This is a genomic window from Pseudomonas sp. R1-43-08 (assembly GCF_003852255.1).
Classification (GTDB): domain Bacteria; phylum Pseudomonadota; class Gammaproteobacteria; order Pseudomonadales; family Pseudomonadaceae; genus Aquipseudomonas.
In genome coordinates this window covers 1,866,699-1,888,504 of record NZ_CP027734.1, presented here as the reverse complement: position 1 = coordinate 1,888,504, position 21,806 = coordinate 1,866,699, and the positions used below count along the sequence as shown (strand labels likewise).

21 protein-coding genes and 1 pseudogene are annotated in these 21,806 nt (G+C 61.1%); 8 read left to right on the top strand and 14 right to left on the bottom strand.

What is annotated here, in order from left to right; translation table 11 throughout:
- Positions 1–20: 20 nt before the first annotated feature.
- The 7 genes from C4J87_RS08675 to C4J87_RS08645 form a co-directional block, all read right to left on the bottom strand.
- Positions 21–839, bottom strand: a complete 819-nt coding sequence (locus tag C4J87_RS08675) for a DUF4892 domain-containing protein (RefSeq protein ID WP_124366444.1) — start codon at positions 837–839, stop codon at positions 21–23.
- Positions 840–941: 102 nt separating this feature from the next.
- Positions 942–1,796 (bottom strand): alpha/beta hydrolase, encoded by an 855-nt coding sequence (locus C4J87_RS08670; RefSeq protein WP_124362001.1) that lies wholly within the window; start codon positions 1,794–1,796, stop codon positions 942–944.
- Positions 1,793–2,596, bottom strand: coding sequence for an alpha/beta fold hydrolase (locus C4J87_RS08665; RefSeq protein WP_124366443.1), 804 nt, complete (start codon positions 2,594–2,596; stop codon positions 1,793–1,795). Before C4J87_RS08665 ends, C4J87_RS08670 begins: the two co-directional genes overlap by 4 nt.
- A 97-nt stretch (positions 2,597–2,693) precedes the next feature.
- Positions 2,694–3,137, bottom strand: a complete 444-nt coding sequence (locus tag C4J87_RS08660; RefSeq protein ID WP_124361999.1) for a hotdog fold thioesterase — start codon at positions 3,135–3,137, stop codon at positions 2,694–2,696.
- 72 nt (positions 3,138–3,209) lie between these two features.
- The gene (gene sixA, locus C4J87_RS08655; RefSeq protein WP_124366442.1) at positions 3,210–3,674 is read right to left on the bottom strand and encodes a phosphohistidine phosphatase SixA; all 465 of its coding nucleotides are present in this window, start codon (positions 3,672–3,674) and stop codon (positions 3,210–3,212) included.
- Positions 3,671–4,018, bottom strand: coding sequence for a DUF4389 domain-containing protein (locus tag C4J87_RS08650; RefSeq protein WP_124361997.1), 348 nt, complete (start codon positions 4,016–4,018; stop codon positions 3,671–3,673). Before C4J87_RS08650 ends, sixA begins: the two co-directional genes overlap by 4 nt.
- Before the next feature lie 10 nt (positions 4,019–4,028).
- Positions 4,029–5,054, bottom strand: a complete 1,026-nt coding sequence (locus C4J87_RS08645; RefSeq protein ID WP_124366441.1) for an NAD(P)H-dependent glycerol-3-phosphate dehydrogenase — start codon at positions 5,052–5,054, stop codon at positions 4,029–4,031.
- Positions 5,055–5,249: 195 nt separating this feature from the next.
- Between C4J87_RS08645 and C4J87_RS08640 the strand changes: the two genes are divergently transcribed.
- The 5 genes and pseudogenes from C4J87_RS08640 (at position 5,250) to fabB (ending at position 12,207) form a co-directional block, all read left to right on the top strand.
- Positions 5,250–7,382: a TonB-dependent siderophore receptor gene (locus tag C4J87_RS08640; RefSeq protein WP_124366440.1), complete on the top strand. Its 2,133-nt coding sequence runs from the start codon at positions 5,250–5,252 to the stop codon at positions 7,380–7,382.
- A 1-nt stretch (position 7,383) separates the two neighbouring features.
- Complete coding sequence (locus tag C4J87_RS08635) at positions 7,384–8,313, top strand: ABC transporter substrate-binding protein (protein WP_124366439.1); 930 nt, start codon at positions 7,384–7,386, stop codon at positions 8,311–8,313.
- Positions 8,310–10,210, top strand: a pseudogene (locus C4J87_RS08630) (ATP-binding protein). Before C4J87_RS08635 ends, C4J87_RS08630 begins: the two are co-directional and overlap by 4 nt.
- 249 nt (positions 10,211–10,459) lie before the next feature.
- Positions 10,460–10,975 carry a 3-hydroxyacyl-[acyl-carrier-protein] dehydratase FabA gene (fabA, locus tag C4J87_RS08625; protein WP_003210552.1) on the top strand — a complete coding sequence of 172 codons (516 nt, stop codon included), beginning with the start codon at positions 10,460–10,462 and terminating at the stop codon, positions 10,973–10,975.
- An 11-nt stretch (positions 10,976–10,986) separates the two neighbouring features.
- The gene (gene fabB, locus C4J87_RS08620) at positions 10,987–12,207 is read left to right on the top strand and encodes a beta-ketoacyl-ACP synthase I (protein WP_124366438.1); all 1,221 of its coding nucleotides are present in this window, start codon (positions 10,987–10,989) and stop codon (positions 12,205–12,207) included.
- Between the two features lie 293 nt (positions 12,208–12,500).
- On the opposite strand, the gene C4J87_RS08615 is transcribed toward fabB, so the two are convergent.
- Complete coding sequence (locus C4J87_RS08615; protein ID WP_372238440.1) at positions 12,501–13,493, bottom strand: amidohydrolase family protein; 993 nt, start codon at positions 13,491–13,493, stop codon at positions 12,501–12,503.
- A 170-nt stretch (positions 13,494–13,663) separates the two neighbouring features.
- On the opposite strand from C4J87_RS08615, the gene C4J87_RS08610 reads away from it, so the two are divergent.
- Both C4J87_RS08610 and C4J87_RS08605 read left to right on the top strand, forming a co-directional pair.
- Positions 13,664–14,080, top strand: a complete 417-nt coding sequence (locus C4J87_RS08610) for an OsmC family protein (protein WP_124361989.1) — start codon at positions 13,664–13,666, stop codon at positions 14,078–14,080.
- Between the two features lie 64 nt (positions 14,081–14,144).
- Positions 14,145–15,011 carry a pirin family protein gene (locus tag C4J87_RS08605; protein WP_124366436.1) on the top strand — a complete coding sequence of 289 codons (867 nt, stop codon included), beginning with the start codon at positions 14,145–14,147 and terminating at the stop codon, positions 15,009–15,011.
- 113 nt (positions 15,012–15,124) lie between these two features.
- Here the strand turns inward: C4J87_RS08605 and C4J87_RS08600 are convergent, their stop codons facing one another.
- From C4J87_RS08600 to C4J87_RS08585, 4 genes are all read right to left on the bottom strand, one after another.
- Positions 15,125–15,853 (bottom strand): dienelactone hydrolase family protein, encoded by a 729-nt coding sequence (locus C4J87_RS08600; protein ID WP_124366435.1) that lies wholly within the window; start codon positions 15,851–15,853, stop codon positions 15,125–15,127.
- 66 nt (positions 15,854–15,919) lie between these two features.
- The gene (htpG, locus tag C4J87_RS08595; RefSeq protein WP_124366434.1) at positions 15,920–17,824 is read right to left on the bottom strand and encodes a molecular chaperone HtpG; all 1,905 of its coding nucleotides are present in this window, start codon (positions 17,822–17,824) and stop codon (positions 15,920–15,922) included.
- Positions 17,825–17,913: 89 nt separating this feature from the next.
- Complete coding sequence (locus C4J87_RS08590) at positions 17,914–18,366, bottom strand: PaaI family thioesterase (protein ID WP_124366433.1); 453 nt, start codon at positions 18,364–18,366, stop codon at positions 17,914–17,916.
- The gene (locus tag C4J87_RS08585; RefSeq protein ID WP_124366432.1) at positions 18,363–18,809 is read right to left on the bottom strand and encodes a PaaI family thioesterase; all 447 of its coding nucleotides are present in this window, start codon (positions 18,807–18,809) and stop codon (positions 18,363–18,365) included. Before C4J87_RS08585 ends, C4J87_RS08590 begins: the two co-directional genes overlap by 4 nt.
- Positions 18,810–18,963: 154 nt before the next feature.
- On the opposite strand from C4J87_RS08585, the gene C4J87_RS08580 reads away from it, so the two are divergent.
- Positions 18,964–19,221: a hypothetical protein gene (locus C4J87_RS08580; RefSeq protein WP_124361983.1), complete on the top strand. Its 258-nt coding sequence runs from the start codon at positions 18,964–18,966 to the stop codon at positions 19,219–19,221.
- Between the two features lie 83 nt (positions 19,222–19,304).
- On the opposite strand, the gene C4J87_RS08575 is transcribed toward C4J87_RS08580, so the two are convergent.
- The gene (locus tag C4J87_RS08575; RefSeq protein WP_124366431.1) at positions 19,305–20,045 is read right to left on the bottom strand and encodes a DUF599 domain-containing protein; all 741 of its coding nucleotides are present in this window, start codon (positions 20,043–20,045) and stop codon (positions 19,305–19,307) included.
- A 143-nt stretch (positions 20,046–20,188) separates the two neighbouring features.
- Positions 20,189–21,502: a branched-chain amino acid transport system II carrier protein gene (brnQ, locus tag C4J87_RS08570; protein WP_124361981.1), complete on the bottom strand. Its 1,314-nt coding sequence runs from the start codon at positions 21,500–21,502 to the stop codon at positions 20,189–20,191.
- Positions 21,503–21,806 lie beyond the last annotated feature (304 nt).

Here is a 21,806-nt window from a genome sequence, read left to right as displayed (position 1 = left end):
GTCCGTTCGCCCTGTGGCGCTTAGCGTATCAGATGCAGATGCAGGCCTTCAGCCTTGCCTGTGCCGGTTTCCAGGCGCGCGGCGCGCACGCCACTGTCGATCAGGCCCTGGCGCCAGGCTTCGGCGCCGGGCCCGGTCAGGCTGACGCGCAGGTTGGTGTCGAGGTTCAGCCCACGGGAAATCAAGGTCAACCAGGTGGTGTCGGGCTCGGCGCCGAGCGCAGGAAAGTCCAGCTCGCCGGTGCTTTTCAGCTCACGCAGCAGCGTTGCCGACGTGGGCAGAAGAGTGCCCAGCGGCGTGCTGGCGTCCAGTTGCTCGACATGCAGATAGGCGCGTCGATTGCCACGGGTAATGCCGTACAGCGCCACCAGCGAGTTGTCCTGGGGCGCCGCCAGGCGCAACAGCAGGTACTCCTGCTGGCCATCGGCGCCCACCAGCTTGGCGTTGCCGAACACTTCATTGGCCCACAGGCTGCTTTCGCCACAATCGCGGGCCTGGCACCAGAACAACAGCTGCGCGCCCTGAGCCTGCAAGGCTTCGCGGGTGGCGGTAAAGGCGGCGCTGGAGCTGTGCTCGGCGGGCAGCTCGTAGGTGATCGCAGTGGTTGGACCGCGTGCGGTGGCCTGGGCTTCGGAGCGCAATTGACCGCTGATCTTGCGGATCGCGCCCATGGGGTAGATGCGCTCCTTTTCTTCAGCAGGGCGATAGTCGACGATCTGCGCGTCCACCTGGCGGGCAATGGCCGGTAAGTCCTGGCTTCCCGCTACATCGGCGGCGAACACCAGCGGGCTGAAACAGCACAGCCCAAACGCACGGATACAGCCTTTACCCAGGCTCATCGGATCAATAAGCCGTGGCCATGGAGGGTCGCAGCGGTTTCAAGATGGTTCATGGTTGACTCCCTTTCAATCCGCCCAGCCTCGGCAGTTGACCGCGCCAAGTCAAGGCGCGGAGAAGAACCGATTGAAACAGTCTGCAACAAGAACCGCACCGGGCTCGTCATTCAGGTGCAAATGATGGCCACCCGGCAGCGTCGTCACGGTAAAGGGCAGCTGTGAAAGCAATTCGGAATGTTTCGCCAACAGGCCGTCAGCCGCGACCACCAGCTGCGTAGGGCAACTCACGCGTCGTACGAACGCCATGGCTTGTTCATCGGTCAGGCGCATCGGTGATGCCAGGGTCAGGCGGCTGTCGCTGCGCCAGGTATAGCCACCCGGCACCGGCATCAAACCGCGCTGGGCCAGCAGTTCGGCGGCTTCGCGGCTGACCGCGACGAGGCCGTGCATGCGCGCCTCGACCGCCCGATCCAGGCTCGCATAGACCGGCTTGCGCTTGCCCTGCAGGCTCAATTGCGCCTGCAATGCCATGCCTAGCCGCTCGGCCGCGTTCTCGCCGCGGGCGGTCGGCGGGATCACCCCGTCGATCAACCCCAGGTGCGTCACGCGCTCCGGTAAGGCTCCGGCCAGCACCAGGGAAACGATGGCGCCGAGGGAATGGCCAAGTAATGCAAAACGTTGCCAGCCCAGTTGCTCGGCCACTTGCAACACATCGTGGACGTAATCCCACACGGCGTAACCGGCCCCGGCCGGACGATGGGCCGAGTGCCCGTGCCCGGCCATATCCAGCGCGACGATGCGCAAACCCTGCAGCTTCGGCGCCAGGCGCGCAAAGCTGTTGGCGTTGTCCAGCCAACCATGCAGGGCGATGACCGGCAGGCCGTCTTCAGGCCCGAACAGATGCGCCGCCAGCTCGATATGCGGCAGGCTCAGGCGTACTTCTTCCACGGGCGCGCTCATGCGCAGCTGCGCTCACGGGCCTGCCAGCGGGCAAACAGGTGCTTGATCAAGGTCGCGGTGTCCTGGGGTCGTTCGAGGGGGAACATATGGCCGCCGGGCATGGTGAGCATCTCACCCATGGGCAGGCGACCTACGCCGCTGACATGATGGCGCATCACCACACGGCTCTGCCGGCCGCGCACCACCGCCAGCGGCACTTTCAACTGGCGCACCTGGCCGGGGCTGGTGTGAGGCACGCCCCGGTAGATGCTGATTTCCGTCGCGGGGTCGAAACGCAGACGCAGACGGTCGCCCACTGGCAGCAGACCATGTTGCAGATACGCCTCGAAGCACTCGGGGTCGAAACCGCGAAACAGGGTCTTGCCGGCGAAGTAAGCGCGCGCGGCGTCCAGGTCGGCGAATTCTTCGCGACGGCCCAGGGTGCGTCCGGCCGGAGTCAGGCGATCAATCAAACCAAAGCGTTTGGCGGCGCGAATCACCCAGCGATCCGCGCGGGTCAACACCGGCGAGTCCAGCATCACCACGCCACGGTACAACTGCGGGCAGCGCATGGCGGCGTGCAAATGCAAGACCCCGCCCAGGGAATGGCCGACGCCCCACACCGGCTCCGGTTGCTGCTGCAGATGGTGGATCAGTTCATCGACCAGGTTCTGCCAGTTATCGTCCACCGGGAACCTGGGATCGTGGCCGTGCTGCGGCAGATGCCCCACCGTATATTCGGGAGCCAGGGCCGCGAACAACTTGCCGTAGGTGGCCGACGGGAAGCCATTGGCGTGGGCGAAAAACACATGCTGCGACATAGCGGCGCGCTCTCCAGGAACAGAGGTTGATTGTCACCATGCCTGGCGTTCACGGCAATGACCGTAACCGCCAGGAATGATGACACTCACGCCATGTCTATCGCGCCGGAGGCTGTTCGCCCAGGGGCACCACGGCCACGGTCAGGCGCGATACGCAACTGGCCTTGCCCTCGTCGTTGGTCAAGCGGATGTCCCACACTTGGGTCGTGCGGCCGATATGAATGGCCCTGGCCACCGCCGTTACGCGCCCGCTGCGCACACCGCGCAGGTGATTGGCGTTGACCTCCAGGCCCACGCAATAGAACTTGCTCGCATCGACGCACAGGTAGGCCGCCACCGAGCCCAGGCTTTCGGCCAGTACCACGGAGGCGCCGCCATGCAACAGGCCGTAGGGCTGATGGGTGCGGTGATCGACCACCATGCTGGCGGTGATGGATTCGTCGTCGAAGCTTTCAAAGCGAATATCCAGCAATTCACCGATAGTGTTTTTCTGGCTCGCGTTGAGCTGTTCGATATTCGGTTGCGTGCGCCACAGGCTCATGGGACTGTCCTTATTGGTTTTATTACGATCCTAATCCTGACACACAACGGCATTCCAGATAAGCGCTATAGCTTATGGATTTTCAACGCTGACCAGGCTCATCAACCCCGCCAATGGGAAGTCGCCCTCCAACAGCGCGAGGCTGGCGGTATGCATCGGCTGCGGCTGATGCGGGTGCCCGTGCTGCAAAAAGCTGATCAGGTTGCCCACCAGCGGCTGATGGCTGACCAGCAGCACGTTGTCATCGGTATCGAGGTCATCGGTATCGAGTTTTTCCAGCACCTGCGCCGGGCTGTCCTCTGGCGTAAGCCACGGCACCGTACGGATCTGCGGCTCGAACCCCAACACCTCGCGCACCAGTTGCGCCGTCTGCTGCGCCCTCGCATAAGGGCTGGCGATGATGGCACTGAGCGGCTGGCCGATCAGGTGCGCTGCACTGCGCAACACTTCAGCCCGGCCGTGCTCGGTGAGGTTGCGCTCGGCGTCAGTTGGCGCATGAGCTTGGGCTTGCCCGTGGCGCAGGATCCACAATTTCATAGCTTGGGCTCTTCATCACGCACCGGGTGCGGTGCTGGCGGCACGCTATGCGCGGCTTCGCCTTCCGGTGCACGCGGGGTTGGCCAATCAGCGAACGGCCAGGGTTTTTGCTCGGTGTGGAAGCTGCCGAAGCGACCGATCTGCGCAAGGAACTGGCTGAGGCTGTCGCCAACGTTCATCAGGCTCAGGTTCGGCGCGCCATAGATCAACCGGTAAATCAGTTGCACCACCACCAAGGCGCCGAGCACGAACTGCGCCACCTGCCACACCAGGGCAAATACCAGCATCCACAGGATGCGCAGCACAATGGACTCATACTTGGGGGCTGCTTTCGAATCGTTCATGCCGCGTTCCTCAGTTGAAACCGCTGGTGGAAATAAAGTCGACATCGGTTTTCGGCTCGGCGCGCATCAGCAGCTCGATGACCTGGTCCAAGGTGCGCCCTTCAAACAGGATCGCGTGCAGCCCGGCAACCAGCGGCATGTACACCCCGACTTCCTGAGCCTTGGCCTTGAGCACCTTGAGGGTGTTGACCCCTTCGGCCACTTCGCCCAGGCGAGTCACGGCCTCTTCCAGGCTCAACCCCTGGCCCAGCGCGAACCCGACCTGATAGTTACGGCTTTTCGGCGACGAGCAGGTGACGATCAGGTCGCCGACGCCCGCCAGGCCCAGGAACGTCATCGGGTTGGCGCCCTGATTCACGGCGAAACGGGTCATCTCCGCCAGAGCACGGGTAATCAGCATGCTCTTGGTGTTTTCGCCCATCCCCAAGGCCACGGCCATGCCGGCGATGATGGCGTAGACGTTCTTCAGCGCACCGCCCAGTTCGACGCCGAACCGGTCGGCACTGGCGTAGACGCGGAAGGTGCGACCATGCAGCACCGCCTGGACGCGCTCGCACAGTTGCTCGTCTTCACTGGCGACCACCGTGGCGGTCAGCGCATGCTCGGCCACTTCCCGCGCCAGGTTCGGCCCGGACAGCACACCAATGCGCGCCTGGGGGGCGATCTCCTGGAGGATTTCGCTCATCAGCTTGAATGTCTGCGCCTCGATACCCTTGGTCAGGCTGACCAGCAGCTTGCCCGCCAGGCGTTCGGCGTGGGGCGCCAGCACCGAGCGCAAGGCGCTGGAAGGCAGCGCGACAAAGCACAGGTCGCAGGCGGTAAGGGTTGCCAACAGATCGGTAACGGGTTCGACCGCCGGATGAATCTTGATGCCTTTAAGGTAACGCGGGTTTTCCCGATGCACGCGAATGGCCTCGGCCTGCTCGGGATCACGCATCCACTGGCGCACGGCGTGGCCGTTCTCGGCCAGCAGGTTAGCCACGGCGGTACCAAAACTTCCGCCTCCCAGGACCGCGATAGGGCGCTGTTCAGTCATATGCAATCCGTTAATCCATACCAGTGGCGATGGCGGCATTATACGGGGCGACCTGCTTGCGGCCAGCCCCCGTGTGAATTCGTGCGCTTGTCGGAAAATGCCACACTTGAATGAAGTTATTGCAGGTCTCACGACTGGCAAAAGGCCTCACCTCAGTTAACATGGGCGGCTATCCGCAATTATCAAGGCCGCGCCGTGTACCTGGGCCCTCCTCCCCGCTCATCCCTGCTGTTGATGCTGCCGTTGACCCTGGCGTGCAGCGCCAGTGCGTCGGCCGACGATCTGTTCCTCGACAGCCAACCGCTGCCGCAGGTATTGACCGCCACCCGCCTCAAGCAATCGGCCGCGGCCGTACCCGGCAGCATGACTGTGATCGACAGCGAGTTGATCAAGGCCAGCGGTGCGCGTGACATTGCCGAGCTGTTGCGCCTGGTGCCGGGGATGATGGTCGGCTACACCACCGGCAATCAGGCGGCGGTGAATTACCACGGCACCAGCGCCAGCGATGCACGGCGCATGCAGGTGTTGATCGACGGACGCTCGGTGTACCGCGCAGGCCTGGCGACGGTGGACTGGAGCGATATTCCAGTGGCCATGGAAGACATCGAGCGTATCGAGGTGTTTCGTGGCCCCAATACCGTCAGCTACGGCGCCAATGCGCTGATGGCGGTGGTCAATATCCTCACCCGTTCACCGGCCAACAGCCAGGGCACGCGGGTGAAGGTCATCCGCGGTGAACGCGGGATCAACGATGTCTATGCCAGCCAGGGCGTGGGCTGGGAAACCGGCGACTTGCGCCTGTCGCTGTCCGGGCAACAGGACGATGGTTTTGACAGCGATGCCGCCGGTGCCGACCGCCGTGACAGCCGCCGCCTCAGCCGCTTCAGCCTGGCCGTCAGCCAAACGTTGAATGCGCAACAGAGCATCGACTGGCAGCTGGATGCCAAGGAAGGCACCAATCAGCGTCCCTATACCTACACTCCGGTGTTCGCCGGGATTACCGAGGGCGGCACCAATTCCGACGTCACCGCCAAGGACTACGCGGGCTCAATGCGCTGGAATTTCGACTTCAACCCCGACCACAGCCTGTATATCCAGGGGTCGGCCCAGCAATGGAACCGTCGGCAGATCTGGAAAGCCTGTGACGCCAAGGTCTCGTTCAGCCCCGAACTGACCCAGCTGTGGCAGCTCAACCCCAACTACGCCGAAAAGCTGGCGCGGCACATGGATCAGTTCAGCCAGGGTAGCGCTCCGCCCGGCAGCGCCGCCGAGCAGGCGTTGGGCAACCAGGTACTGGACCAATGGCGCAACGGCGCCAGCCAAAGCGTGTGCGGCGATATCGACCAGAGCACCCAGGAAAGCCGCTACGACCTGGAGCTGCAAGACACCCTCAGCCTCTCCGACAGCCTGCGCCTGGTCAGCGGAATGAATTACCGCTACGACCGCGCCGACTCCGACACCTACTTCAACGGAACGCTGGACGACACCACCTGGCGCCTGTTCGGCCACCTGGAATGGCGCGCCAGCGAACACTGGCTGCTGCAAGGCGGCGCGATGTACGAAGACACCCACTTGAGCGGTAACTCGCTGACACCCCGCGTGGCGGTCAACTACCTGATCAACCCGCGCCACGGCCTGCGGGCGGTGTACTCCGAGGCGATCCGTTCACCGGACATGTTCGAGAACAACGTCAACTGGAGCTACCGCGTCACCAACCTCAGTTCGCCGGTGTATGGGCAGAATTCCGGGCAATATTTTGTGGTAACACGCGGCCCGGGCAATCTCGATAAAGAGTTGATGCGCTCGCGCGAACTGGGCTACAACGGCTTCTTTGCCGACCTCGGGTTGAATGTCGACGTGAAGCTGTTCTATGACGAAATCACCGACATGATCAGCTCGCCGTTGCGCAACAACCAATACATCGCCAGCAACGCCAACAGCTCGCGCTTTACCGGTGCCGAATCCCAATTCGACTGGCGCGTGAGCAACGTCGACCGCCTGCGCCTGACTTACGCTTACGTCGACGCGAGCACCAGCAACCCACTCGACAAGGCGCAGACCGCACGTAACAGCGGCTCGGCCGGCTGGTTGCGCGAATGGGGCCACGGCTGGTCCAGCGCCTTGTTCTACTATGGTGACGACGCACTCAACGAGTATCGCTTCGAACGGGTCGACCTGCGGGTGGCCAAGCGCATTGCCCTGGGCAAAACCAACGTGGAGCTGGCTGGCATGCTGCAACAACGCCTCGATAACCAGCCGACCACCTGGCCCGACAACCATTACGACCATCGCCATGTGCTCTACTTCAGCGCGCAGTTAGAGTTCTGACATGGGAGACTCGTCACGGATGACCCTCCCTGTCGTTTCAAGGCTGTGGCGCAAAGGCTTGCTGCTGGCGTGCCTGCTGTTCACGAGGCCCGTGTGGAGCGCGGAAATCCTGCTGACCGCCGCCGAGGACGGTGCCGGCGTCCAAGCCTTTACACAGGCCCTCGCCCAACAGCGCCCCGAAGACCATGTCTCCTTCACCCTGCTGCAAAACCTGCCGGCGCCGAGCCAGTTGCCCGCCACTACCCGCCTGATCCTGCTCGACCTGCCCGGCCTCGACTGGCGCTTGCAGGACAGCCAGGGTCCGCCGACCCTGGTGCTGCGCATCAGCCGTCTGCAAGCCCAGCAACGCCTGGGCGGCGCTCACCCGGCAAAAATCAGCCTGTTGTGGAGCGATCCGCCGCTGACGCGCCAGTTGCGCCTGATCGCCAGCATCGTGCCCCAGGCCCGGCGCATCGGTGTGCTTTACGGTGCCGACAGCGAATTCCTGCTGCCCGAGCTACACCGGTACGCGGCGCCGCTGGGCCTGGAAATCGTGCCGCAACGCTGGGACAACACCAATGACAGCCGCCCCCTGCAAGCCCTGTTCAAGAACAGTGACGTGCTGCTGGGCCTGGACGATCCGCAACTGTACAACCCTAAAACCGCCAAAAACCTGTTATTGAGCAGCTATGCCCAGCAATTGCCGTTGGTGGGGCCCAATGCCGGGTTTGTCCGCGCTGGGAGCCTGGCCAGCACTTACAGCGACCAGCCTGACTGGCTCGCGGTACTCGACCGGCTGCTGGACCACCCGCCTGCCAACTGGCCGCGCACGCTCTACCCGGAACATTTCAAAGTGGTGGGCAACCCGCAAGTCGCGCGCTCACTGGGCATCGAACAGGTCGACGAAGCTGCCGTCGCCGCCCGCTTGGCCGAAGGAGACAGACGCCCATGACCTTGCGCCGTCGCTGGGACATCAACACCCGCACCCAGCTCATTACCCTGGGGCCCGCGCTGTTGCTGACCTTGCTGTTGATCAGCTTCTTTACCTTCGTGCGTATCCAGGACTTGCGCCAGGAACTGGACCACACCGGCCAGTTGATCGCCAACCAACTGGCGCCGGCCACCGAGTACGGCGTTATTTCCGGCAACAACGAGGTGCTCGACACCCTGCTGCGCGCGACGCTGGCCACCCCCACGTGCGCTTCCTGGAGATTCAGGACAGCGCCGAGAACATTCTGGTGTACGTCGAGCAGCCGTCGGAGAAACACGACCGCTCACTGTCGGTGAAGGTGTTCCAGGCACCGATCCGCTTGCAACATATCCAGTTGGGCAATGACTTTTTCCAGGACAATCTCAACGAACCCACGGCGCCGCGCGCGGATTACCTGGGCCGAGTGATCGTCGGGATGTCCAACGATGCGTTCAGCCAGCGCCAGCAGGAAATCCTGTTCAAGGCCGGCATCCTGGCGCTGTTCGCGCTGTTGTTCACCTGCCTGCTGGCGCGACGCCTGGCCGCCAGCCTGTCGCAGCCGATCAGCGCCATGGGGAATGCGGTGAAGGCCATCCAGCAGGGCGACTACAAGACACCGCTGCCGATTGTCGATGACTCCGAACTGGGCGATCTGGCGCGGCACATCAACAACCTGGCCGCCGGCCTCAACCAGGCCAGCCGTGAACAACAGCAGGCCATGGCCCAGCTGATCCAGACCCGCGAAGAAGCCGAGCGCGCGAACAATGCCAAGTCGGACTTCCTGGCAATGATGAGTCATGAGCTGCGCACGCCCATGAACGGTGTGCTGGGCATGCTGCAACTGCTGGAAACCACCGAGATGACCGAAGAGCAGGCCGAGTACGCGGCGCTGGCCTCCGAGTCCACCGAGCACCTGCTCAAGGTGATCAATGACATCCTCGACTTTTCACGTATCGAGCGGGCCGCGCTGGAGCTGGAACATATCTCCTTCAACCTGGCCGAGCTGATAAGCAGTTGCGCCCAGGCGTTCCAGCACAGTGCGCAGCAACGCGGGCTGGCCCTTGAGCTGCCGATTCCATCGGGCATGGAAGCCCTGCGAGTGCGCGGTGATCCGACCCGTATCCGGCAGATCCTGGTGAACCTGATCGGCAATGCCTTGAAGTTCACCGAGCACGGCACGGTACACGTGCAGCCCCACTGGCAAACCCTGGACCATGAACTGGTGTGGTTCACCTGCACCGTGCGCGACAGTGGTATTGGCATTTCCGCCGAGCGCCTGGAATTGATGTTCGACGCGTTCCAGCAGGCCGACAGCTCTATTTCAAGACGTTACGGCGGCACCGGCCTCGGCCTGCCGATTGCCCGTACGCTGGCCGAACGCATGGGTGGCACCCTGCGCGCCCAGAGCGAAGAAGGCCGGGGTTCGGTGTTCACCCTGGAAATTCCGCTGGCTATTGATCAACAGAGCCTGCCCGCCATCGCACCGGACGCCGTGGGTAAAACCAGTGCAGGCGACGGGCGGCATATACTGCTGGTGGAAGACAACCCGGTTAACCGTACCGTGGTCGAAGCCATGCTGCGCAGCCTGGGCTTCGAAGTCAGCCTGGCCACCGATGGCGCCGAGGCGATCCGCAGCGCCGAAAGCCTGATTTTCACGGCCATCCTGATGGATTGCCGCCTGCCATTGATCGACGGCTACGAGGCCACCCGGCGCATCCGCCAGCTGCCGGGCTGCGCCGATCTGCCGATTATCGCCCTGACCGCCAACGCCTTGCAGGGCGACCGCGAAGCCTGCCTCGCTGCTGGAATGAACGATTACCTGGCCAAACCGTTCAAACGCACGGATTTGCAGCAAATCCTTCAGCGCTGGGTGAACTAGCTGTCGCGTTCAAGCCAAGTCCGACTGGCGTGGAAGACGAAAGTGCGGCAGTCTTAGGCACCCGAACGGGCCGATAAACAGGTCCGGTTTAACATTTCAGTGAACAAGTGTACATTGAGTACCTTGACGCTGTGACTTTCACTACAACGCAATAGTCTATGTGTAGGCTACCGCTATGAGGCATGAACGCTTCATTCGGTTCGGGAAGATTTGCCCTACCCTGCCGCATGGGATTATTGAGGAGCTCGCATGACCAAACAAAACGCCTTTACTCGGGAAGACCTGCTGCGCTGCAGTCGCGGTGAGCTGTTCGGCCCAGGTAACGCGCAACTGCCCGCCCCGAACATGCTGATGGTGGATCGCATCACCCATATCAGCGAAGAGGGTGGCAAGTACGGCAAAGGTGAATTGGTCGCCGAGCTGGATATCACCCCTGACCTGTGGTTCTTCGCCTGCCACTTCGAAGGAGACCCGGTGATGCCGGGCTGCCTGGGCCTCGATGCCATGTGGCAACTGGTCGGCTTCTACCTGGGCTGGCAAGGCCTGCCGGGTCGCGGTCGCGCCCTGGGTTCGGGCGAAGTGAAGTTCTTTGGCCAGGTCCTGCCGACCGCCAAGAAAGTCACCTACAACATTCAAATCAAGCGCGTCCTCAAGGGCAAGCTGAACCTGGCCATCGCCGACGGTTCGGTGACTGTCGACGGTCGCGAGATCTATACTGCCGAAGGCCTTCGGGTCGGCGTATTCACTTCCACTGACAACTTTTAAGGGTTATCCGCATGCGCCGCGTCGTTATCACTGGTCTGGGCATCGTTTCTTGCCTGGGCAATGACAAAGAGACCGTCACCGCTAACCTGCGTGCAAGTCGCCCTGGCATCCGCTTCAACCCGGAATATGCCGAAATGGGTCTGCGTAGCCAGGTTTCCGGCTCCATCGACCTGCCCCTCGAAGAACTGATCGATCGCAAGATCTATCGCTTCGTCGGCCACGCTGCCGCCTACGCCTACCTGGCCATGAAAGACGCGATCGCCGACTCCGGCCTGAGCGAAGACCAGGTGTCGAACGTACGTACCGGCCTGATCGCCGGCTCCGGCGGCGCATCCACCCTGAACCAGATGGAAGCGCTGGACATCCTGCGCGAAAAAGGCGTGAAACGCGTTGGCCCGTACCGCGTCACGCGGACCATGGGCAGCACCGTTTCGGCTTGCCTGGCCACACCGTTCCAGATCAAGGGTGTCAACTACTCGATCTCCTCGGCCTGCGCCACCAGCGCCCACTGCATCGGCACTGCCGTTGAGCAGATTCAACTGGGCAAGCAGGACATCGTATTCGCCGGCGGCGGTGAAGAAGAACATTGGAGCCAGTCGTTCCTGTTCGACGCCATGGGCGCGCTGTCCACCCAGTACAACGAAACCCCGGAAAAGGCCTCCCGCGCCTACGACGCCAAGCGTGACGGTTTCGTCATCGCCGGCGGTGGCGGCATGGTCGTGGTCGAGGAACTGGAACACGCCCTGGCCCGTGGCGCCAAGATCTACGCGGAAATCGTCGGCTACGGTGCGACATCCGACGGCTACGACATGGTTGCGCCAAGCGGTGAAGGCGCCATCCGTTGCATGCAGATGGCGATGTCCACCGTGGACACCCCGATCGACTACCTGAACACCCACGGCACTTCGACTCCGGTTGGCGACGCCAAGGAAATGGAAGGCGTACGTGCGGTATTCGGGGACAAGGCGCCGAAAATCAGCTCCACCAAGAGCCTGTCGGGTCACTCCCTGGGCGCCGCTGGCGTTCACGAAGCGATCTACTGCCTGCTGATGATGGAAGGCAACTTCATGGCCGGTTCGGCCAACATCGACGAGATCGACCCGGTCGTCGCCGATATGCCGATCCTGACCAAGACCGTTGAAGATGTAAAAATCGACACCGTGATGAGCAACAGCTTCGGCTTTGGTGGCACTAACGCCACCCTGGTGCTGAAACGCTGGCAGGGCAAGTAAGGCCTGTAGCTTGATCCAATGAAAAGCCCCGACTGGTTCGGGGCTTTTTTATGGGCCATTGAATGAGACCGGGTCACCTGCATCGGGGGCAAGCCCCCTCCCACATTTTGGTCGCGGGGCGTCAGTTAGAGAGGCTTCGGCTCCTGAGCCGTCACAGGTTCAGGAGCGTGCCAAAATTGTGTAGATACCTATGCCCCGATAGGGCCACCTCAGCCCCAGCCCTACACCAAAAACCGCGCCACCGCTGTACGTTAACGGCGCCTTCCGTCATTACACAAAACCAAAACCCGCTATCAATGCGCTCCCTCATCGCGAGGCGACTTGGGCAGGATGGCCAAAAAGTTATCCCGCGCGACCTTGTGGGCAACGTCTTCAGGCAATGCATCAAGGAAGGGATCAAAGCGACGCATTTCCTTACCCAGCTTGTTGAAGCGTCCTACCACGTCAGAGCCCAACATAAAGCGATCCGGGAAACGCTCCACCAGCTTGACCCACTCCGGCCGGGGCTTTCCCGCCTCATCCAGCAAATACGGGGTGAGCATGCTCCACGATAGGTCGATATACAGGTTGGGGTAGGTTTCCAGCAGGCGATTCAAGGTGGGCAGCAAGAACTCCATTTGCACCTGATGGCGATGGATTTCCTTGCTGGTGCCGGCGTGGGCCCAGATAAAGCGCGTGTGCGGATGGTTGCGCAGCGGCTGCTCGATTTCGGCCAGGTACAACGGGTTACGCTCGCGCTTGGAGGTGATGTTGGAGTGCACCATCACCGGCAGGTCGTTCTCCGCCGCCAAGTGATAGATGCGCGTCATGGCTTCGTTGTTGGCGCGTGGTGTGTCACCCGAGGTCAGCGCGGTGAGGTCGTCGTGGCGGGTAAACACCTCGCCTATGCCCTGCCACAGCCCTGGGTTGAGGTCGAGCATACGTTGGATGTGGGCAGCGGAGTTCTTGTCGTTAGGATTGAAACCGGCCAGGAACGGATGAAAGTGCTGGCGCTGTTCAGGGCTCAGCTTATTGACCGCGGCGGCGACGATCACATCGGTGGCGCTGTACCAATAGGCATCGGCATCGTCGCCTGCGTAATAGCGCGGGCGCTTGGGTTCGTCCTCATGCCATTTCTTGGCCACGGGAATGCCGGAAATCATCACATGTTCGATGCGATTCTCCGCCATGGCCTTGAGCAACTTGTCCATGCCTGCGGTTTCCTGGAAAAAGTCCACGTAATGCAGGTGCGCATCGCTGTAGGCATACTCGCGAGCCTGCGCCGCAAGGCTGCTGGCGGCGAGCATCAGGGCAAAACTCACACGGGTCCAGAGCACGGTGATACCTCGATAGGGGCTGATACGGGTAGACCCTACGCCACACATCAGGGTTCAGCACGGACAAAAACCTGGAACGCCCCAGCGTCGGCATGTTCTATTACTGCATGACCGTCATCCACAGCCTTGTGAGGTTCGCCATGCCTGTTACCGTCAATACGTTGAACGCTGAGAATTTCCGTCACAGCGTCGCTATCAACAACCACGAGCTGTTTACTGACCTGCCCAAGAGCCTGGGAGGTGACGATTCAGCGCCCTCTCCCCATGATTACTTCGATGCTGCGCTGGCATCGTGCAAGGCCTTGACCGTCAGGCTCTATGCGCAGAAGAAAGACATTCCGCTCACCGGCGTGACGGTAGAAGTTACCCACGACGCCGCCGAAGAGCAAAAAGGTAAGTACAGGCTCAACGTCAAGCTGACCCTCAAGGGCGTGCTCACCGACGCTCAGCGCGATGAGTTGCACCGTGTCGCCGACAAGTGTCCGGTGCACAAACTGATGACCACCGCCGAAGTCAGCATCGAGACCACACTTTCGGAAGGCGCCTTCAGCCAGTAACGCCAACTCTGTCCGAGCGGGTTATGCTCAGCGTCATCCAACCCGTTCTGACAGGGATGCCCCCATGACCACGCTCACCGTGATCCGCCCTCGCCCCGAAGATGTCGAGGGCCAGCCTATCCTGCGCCCACTGCCCTCGCGTGAATGCCGCAGCGTCGGGCCTTTCGTGTTTTTCGACCATATGCTGCCGACCCGTTACGCGCCGGGCAGTGGAATGAATATCCGCCAGCATCCCCATATCGGGCTGTCGACCCTCACCTATCTGTTCGAAGGCACCTTGCAGCACAAGGACAGCCTGGGCTCGGACCAGGTGGTGCAGGCCGGCGAGGTCAGCTGGATGACTGCTGGCAGCGCGATTGCCCACGTCGAGCGCACGCCTGAGGCGGTCAAGGCCAGTGGTTTTACGCTGCATGGGCTGCAAGTGTGGCTGGCATCGCCCAAGCACCACGAAACCGGGCCGGGTCACTACAGCCATCATCCGGCGGCAAGTTTGCCGGTCAGCGATAACCTGGGCGTGCAGGTGCGCCTGATCGCCGGCAGCGGGTTCTGTCTCAAGTCGCCCGTACCGGTGCTGTCGCCCACGCTGTATGCCGAGGTGCGGATGCAGACGGCCACTACCCTGCTGATCCCGGATGAGCACGAGGAGCGCGCGGTGTATGTACTGGAGGGTGACGCGCAGCTCGACGGCGAGCCGCTGGCGGTGCATAGCCTGGTGGTCTTACCGGCTGGGCAGGAGATGACCCTGTCTGCCGAGAGTGACTGCCACCTGGTGATACTTGGCGGCGCGCCGCTGGATGGGCCACGGCGGATCAACTGGAACTTTGTGGCGAGCGACCCGGCGGTGATCGAACAGGCGCGGCAGCGATGGGCGGCTGGGGATTGGCCGATGGTGCCGGGGGAGTCTGAAAGGATTGAGCCGCCAGTGAGATAGCTATCGGGGGCAAGCCCCCCTCCCACACTTGGACTGCGAATACATTCAAAATGTGGGAGGGGCGGTCCGACGATTCGACTTGCCCCCGATGAGGCCCTGACAGGCCCTGAAAATCAGCCCTTGAACACCTCATCCAGCAAGTTATGCATCGACCGGAACGCCCGCGCTGCGGTCTTGGCGTCATACATCATCTTGCCGGGCACATTGGCTTCGGGGTCGGTAAAGGAATGCACCGCGCCACCGTAACTGAGCAATTGCCAATCCACACCCGCTGCGTTCATTTCATCTTCGAACGCCGGCAGTTGTTCTTTCGGTACCAGCGGGTCCGAGGCGCCGTGCAGCACCAGTACTGAACCCTTGATGTTCTTCGCATCTGCGGGGTTCGGTGTGTCGAGGGTGCCATGGAACGATACCGCTGCTTTCAACGGCGCACCGGTACGGGCCAGCTCCAGGGAGCAGCAGCCACCGAAGCAGAAGCCGAAGGTCGCCAGTTTCGACGTATCCACAGCCGCTTCAGTCTGGCTTTGCAGGTGTTCGAAGGCGGCTTGCATACGCTTGTTCAGCAAGGCACGGTCGTTCTTCAGCGGCATCATCGCCGCACCCGCCTCATCACCGTTCGAAGGACGCACGGTTTGCCCATAGAGGTCGGCGATCAATACCACATAGCCTTGGTCGGCCACGCTCTTGGCGATCTCTTCGGCCCCTGCGCTCACGCCCATCCAGTTCGGCGCCATCAACAGCCCCGGCAACGGGCCTTTGTGGCTGGCATCGAACGCCAAGCGGCTTTCATAAGTCTGGCCATCTATCTGATAGACCACGGAACGTAGTGTGACTTGGCTCATGATTCACTCCAGTTAAGGTGCGCTAAAACGAAAAAACCCGCCGAAGCGGGTTTTTCTACAACGGTGTTAAACCGACAGTTCAACCAACAGCTTGTTCAGTCGGCGCACATAGGCGGCCGGGTCTTTCAGGCTGTCGCCAGCGGCCAGGGCCGCCTGGTCGAAGAGGATGTGCGAGAGGTCGCCAAAACGCTCTTCGCTCTGCTCACCGTCGAGTTTCTCGATCAGCGGGTGCGCCGGGTTGAATTCGAAGATCGGCTTGGAATCCGGAACCTTCTGACCGCTGGCTTCGAGGATCTGACGCATCTGCATGCCCAGGTCCTGCTCGCCGATGGCCAAGATCGCCGGCGAATCGGTCAGACGATGGGAAACCCGCACTTCGCTGACGGCTTCACCCAGGGACGCCTTGATCCGCTCAACCAGGCCTTCTTTGGACTTGGCGACTTCTTCAGCGGCTTTCTTGTCTTCCTCGGAATCCAGGTTGCCCAGGTCCAGGTCGCCACGCGCTACGTCCACAAACGACTTGCCGTCGAATTCGGTGAGGTAGCTCATCAGCCACTCATCGATACGGTCGGTCAGCAGCAGCACTTCGATGCCTTTCTTGCGGAAGACTTCCAGGTGCGGGCTGTTTTTAACCTGAGCGTAGGTTTCACCGGTGAGGTAGTAGATCTTGTCCTGACCTTCCTTGGCGCGTGCCAAGTAGTCGGCCAGCGACACAACCTGTTCACCGTCTTCACCTTGAGTCGAGGCAAAACGCAGCAGACCGGCGATTTTTTCCTTGTTGGCGAAATCTTCTGCCGGACCTTCTTTCATGACCTGGCCGAAGTTTTTCCAGAAGCCCTTGTATTTCTCAGGCTCGTTCTTCGCCAGTTTTTCCAGCATGTCGAGTACGCGCTTGGTCAACGCCGACTTCATGGAGTCGATGATCGGGTCTTTTTGCAGGATCTCACGCGACACGTTCAGCGACAGGTCGTTGGAGTCGACCACACCCTTGATGAAGCGCAGGTACAGCGGCAGGAACGATTCCGCCTGGTCCATCACGAACACACGCTGTACGTAAAGCTTCAGCCCCTTCGGCGCTTCGCGCTGGTACAGGTCGAACGGCGCACGGGCCGGCACGTAGAGCAGCGAGCTGTATTCCAGCTTGCCTTCGACCTTGTTGTGGCTCCAGCTCAGCGGGTTCTCGTAATCGTGGCCGATGTGCTTGTAGAACTCCTGGTATTCCTCGTCCTTGATCTCGGTACGCGGACGGGTCCACAGGGCGCTGGCGCGGTTGACGGTTTCCCATTCGACGGCCGGTGTTTCTTCGCCTTCGGCAGCCGTCTGTTCTTTCGGCAACTCGATCGGCAGGGCGATGTGGTCGGAATATTTCTTGATGATGTTGCGCAGGCGCCAGCCATCGGCGAATTCGTCTTCGCCATCTTTCAGGTGCAGCACGATGCGGGTGCCACGGTCAGGCTTGTCGAGGGTGGCGATTTCAAACTCGCCCTCACCTTTGGAAGCCCAGTGCACACCTTCGCTGGCGTCAAGACCGGCGCGGCGGCTGAACACTTCTACCTTGTCGGCAACGATGAAAGCCGAATAGAAACCCACGCCGAATTGGCCGATCAGGTGAGAATCTTTTTTCTGGTCGCCCGACAGGTTCTTCATGAAGTCTGCGGTGCCGGATTTGGCGATGGTCCCCAGGTGGGTGATCGCATCGTCACGGCTCATGCCGATACCGTTGTCTTCGAGGGTGACGGTTTTGGCGTCTTTGTCGTAGCTCACACGGATTTTCAGTTCGGCGCCACCTTCCAGCAACTCTGGCTTGGACAGGGCTTCGAAACGTAATTTGTCGACAGCGTCAGAGGCGTTCGAGATCAATTCGCGAAGGAAAATTTCCTTGTTGGAATACAGCGAATGGATCATGAGGTGCAGCAGCTGCTTCACCTCGGTCTGGAAGCCCAGGGTTTCCTTTTGAGTTTCCACACTCATGGTCATCAAACTCCAATTGGATGGCAATGGCCGCGCCCGAAAGGGTTGGCGGCGGGTTGTCATCAAAGTTGGGGGCTCCAACCTGGATTTCAAGGGCGCGGCGGTTCCTCGATCTTGAAATGTGCGCGAGCGGTGGCAATTGGTTCCGCTGGCGTGGTTTGCCAGGCGGTGATCGCCACGTTGGCGACACGCCGGCCCTGGCGCCACACCTGACAGGTGGCGTAGGTGTCGCGAAATTGGCCGGCGCGCAGGTAATCCAGGGAGAAGTCGATGATTTTCGGCAGGCCCGGGGCGCCGGTAAATACGAGCAAGTGCAACGCCGCTGACAGTTCCATGAAGCCTGCGATCACCCCGCCATGCAGCGCCGGCAATATAGGGTTACCAATGTTGTCCTTGTTGGCTGGCAGGCGAAACAGCAATTCGTCCCCTGAGCGCGTGCATTCGACGCCGATCAGCTTTGCGTAGGGAACCAGATCGAGCAGTGCCCCGTAATCGCCGTGCTCCAGTGCTTGCTCCAGGCGGGTCTTGAATCGATGACTCACGCTGGCATCCCCTTGAGGTGCTTGCCCATGCGCATGAAGGTACCTACTACATGGGCAATGGGCTGCTGCGGATCGTCCTGATAGGCCACGCCGCGGGTGAAGATCACATCGGTGGTTACCCGGTAGCATTGGGCGAAGCCATACACCGGTTTATGCGGTTCGGCGGGATGCATATAGTCGATGCGCAAATCCAGGGTCGGGCATACCTCGAATTCGGGTAGCACGCACAGGGTGGCCATGCCGCAGGCGGTGTCCATCAACGAAGTCAGCGCGCCACCGTGGATGACGCCGCTGCGGGGATCACCGACGATATGCGCGCCGTAGGGCAACACCAGCGTCATGCCCTCCTCCGTCGCAGCGTGGACCGTAATCCCCAGCACCTGGCAATGGCGAAGCGCCGAAGCAAAGCGAGTGGCGCGGTCTAACAAGGGGGTTTCGGTCATTGTTTTTAAATTCTTATTAGTGTGGGTGGGCCGGATAGGTAATAATTTGGAAAGTTCCTGGCGAAAAGCTTTATATATCTGTGGAACAAAAGGAACTAATGCTGGCCCCTTGAGTTCGAAAGGCCAGTAGATATCTTCAATAAGGAGAAACACCATGCGCAACACATTAGCTATTTCCATGATGCTGGCCGCTGCCCTCGGCTTGGCTGCCTGCGACAAGAAATCCGAAGACAAAGCCCAAGACGCCGCTGCACATTCTGAGCAAGCTCAGCAAGACATGGCGAAAGCACAGGATAAAGTGAACGACGCTGCGAAAGAAAACGCCGATGCTGCCAAAGCTCAGGCCGAATCGAACGCTGCCGCCGCGAAAGAAGCTGCACCTGCCGCACCTGCAGAGCCTGCCAAGCAGTAATTGCACGGTGTGAAGCTGTAGTGCTGCAAAAGATAGCCCGCTTATAAAGCGGGCTTTTCTTTGCCTGCTGTTTTATCCGGCGTTCAAGACACGTTGTCTTTTGCCGGATCCGGGGCGTGCATCTCCGTCGGGGTATACACCATCACCTGTAGAACGTCGGAATGGAACTCACGACGGTAAAGCACTAGTACCACCCCGCTGCTCATCAACATGAACAACCACGGGCTGACAAACCAGGCCAGCATGGTCATGCCGAAGTAATAAGCGCGCAGGCCAAAGTTGAACTGGTTAGCCGCCATCGAAATCACCCGCGCCGCCCGCAAGGCAAATGCATTGCGCTCCTGCTCCGACACATGCCGCTCACCGATCATCGGTGCCGAACCCACCAGCACTGCGGCAAAGTTGTACTGACGCATGCACCAGCTGAAGGTAAAGAAGGCGTAGACGAACACCAGCGCCAGGCACAGCAACTTGATCTCCGACATACCCTGGGAGGCCTGCTGCACCATCGGGATATCCGCCAGCAGCGATACCGCCCGCTCGGAGGCGCCCAGCACGGTGAGGATGCCGGCGAGGATGATCAAGGTGCTGGAGGCGAAGAACGAGGCGTTCCGCTCCAGGTTACCGATCACGCTGGCGTCGGCGATGCGGTTATCGCGCAGCAACATGCGGCGCATCCAGTCTTCGCGATACAGATGCAACACGCTGGCCAGGCAGGCCGTGTCGCGGGCCTTCCAGGTGGCGTAACGGGTATAACCGCCCCAACACAGGATGAACCATAGGGCAGCAAGCAGGTGGACTTGATTGGTTTCGACAAACGACATGTGGGCCCTTGTTCACAGTTTCCATTTGAGAAATGAGTCACCTGTTCGACGCTAGCTCAAGCAAAAAGACACTGCATGATGCCCATAAAAAATGCCCCGTATCGATTGATACGGGGCATTTCAGCAATGCGTTGAAACCGGTACTACGCGATGGCTTCGCTGCGTTTGCCCAGCATGCGATCCACCACCACCGCCACCACCAGGATCATCACCGATGGCACCAACCACGCCAGGCCCTGCTCGCTCAGCGGCAGGTGCATCAGTTGAGACGGCATCCAATCCGCCAGGCCCGCGCCCTTAAGCGCATCGATGCAGCCAAAGATAAACGACACCAGCATGACCGGGCCAACGATACGGCCCTGCTCCTGCCAGAAATCCTTACAGAAGCTCAGGGCCACCAACACGATGCACGGCGGGTAGATCGCGGTGAGCACCGGGATGGAGAACGCGATCAGCTTGGTCAGGCCCAGGTTGGACACGAACAGCGAGAACAGCGCGAGGATCACCACCAGGGTCTTGTAGGACAGCGGCAGCACACGGCTGAAGTACTCGGCGCAGGCGCAGGTCAGGCCCACGGCGGTGACCAGGCACGCCAGGGAAATCAGCACCGCCAGGAAACCGCTGCCCAGTGAGCCGAAGGTATGTTGGACATAGGCGTGCAGCACCGCAGCGCCGTTACTGGCACCTGCGGCCACGGCATGGCTGCCCGAGCCGAGGCGGAACAGGCTGATGTACACCAGCGCCAGGCCCACGCCGGCAATCAGCCCGGCAATGATCGCGTAACGCGTGATCAGCTTGGGCGATTCCACGCCACGGGAGCGAATCGCGTTGACGATGACAATGCCAAATACCAGCGCACCCAGGGTATCCATGGTCAGGTAGCCATTGATAAAGCCCTGGGAGAATGGCGCGGCGACGTATTCCGGCGTGGCGACACCGACTTCACCGGCCGGCAAGGCAAACGCGGCGATGCCGAGAATGGCCAAGGCGATGATCTTCAACGGCGCGAGGAAACGCCCCACGGTGTCCAGCAGGCGCCCTGGGTACAGCGACACGAAAAACACCACCAGGAAATACACCGAGCTGTAGAGGAACAGCGCCAGCGGGCTTTCGCCGGTCAGCGGCGCCAGGCCCACTTCGAACGAAACGGTGGCGGTACGCGGCGTGGCGAACAGCGGCCCGACCGCCAGGTACGCCGCCGCCGCGAGCAGGCCGCCGGCGATCTTGCCGATCGGGCTGCTCAGCGCATCCATACCGCCACCGACCTTGGCCAGTGCGATCACGGTGACGACCGGCAGGCCAACTGCGGTAATCAGGAACCCCAAGGCGGCCATCCAGACGTGTGGCCCGGACTGCAAGCCCACGATAGGCGGGAAGATGATGTTGCCGGCGCCCACGAACAGGGCAAAGGTCATAAAGCCCAACGCCAGGATATCCTGGCTTTTCAACACTTTCATTTGAGGAAATACCACACTACTGAATCGGAATTTAGAGAGGGCTTCCCTATGGATGAGGGAAAGGCTGCCGGTCCTGATCGGGACCGACCGGTCCAGCGCGGGGCTTCCTTTTGGGAGGCGCACGCATAAAGAGGCGGCTAGGGTACAGAATTAGCCTGACAAACGCACTGTTGCAGGGCGATCTGTCCGATAAGCGACATTTCAATGTCGTGTTTTCATACGTAATTTAGCAATACAGACAAAAAATGTGGGAGGGGGCTTGCTCCCGATGGCAGTGTGCCAGTCAATATATCAGTGACTGATT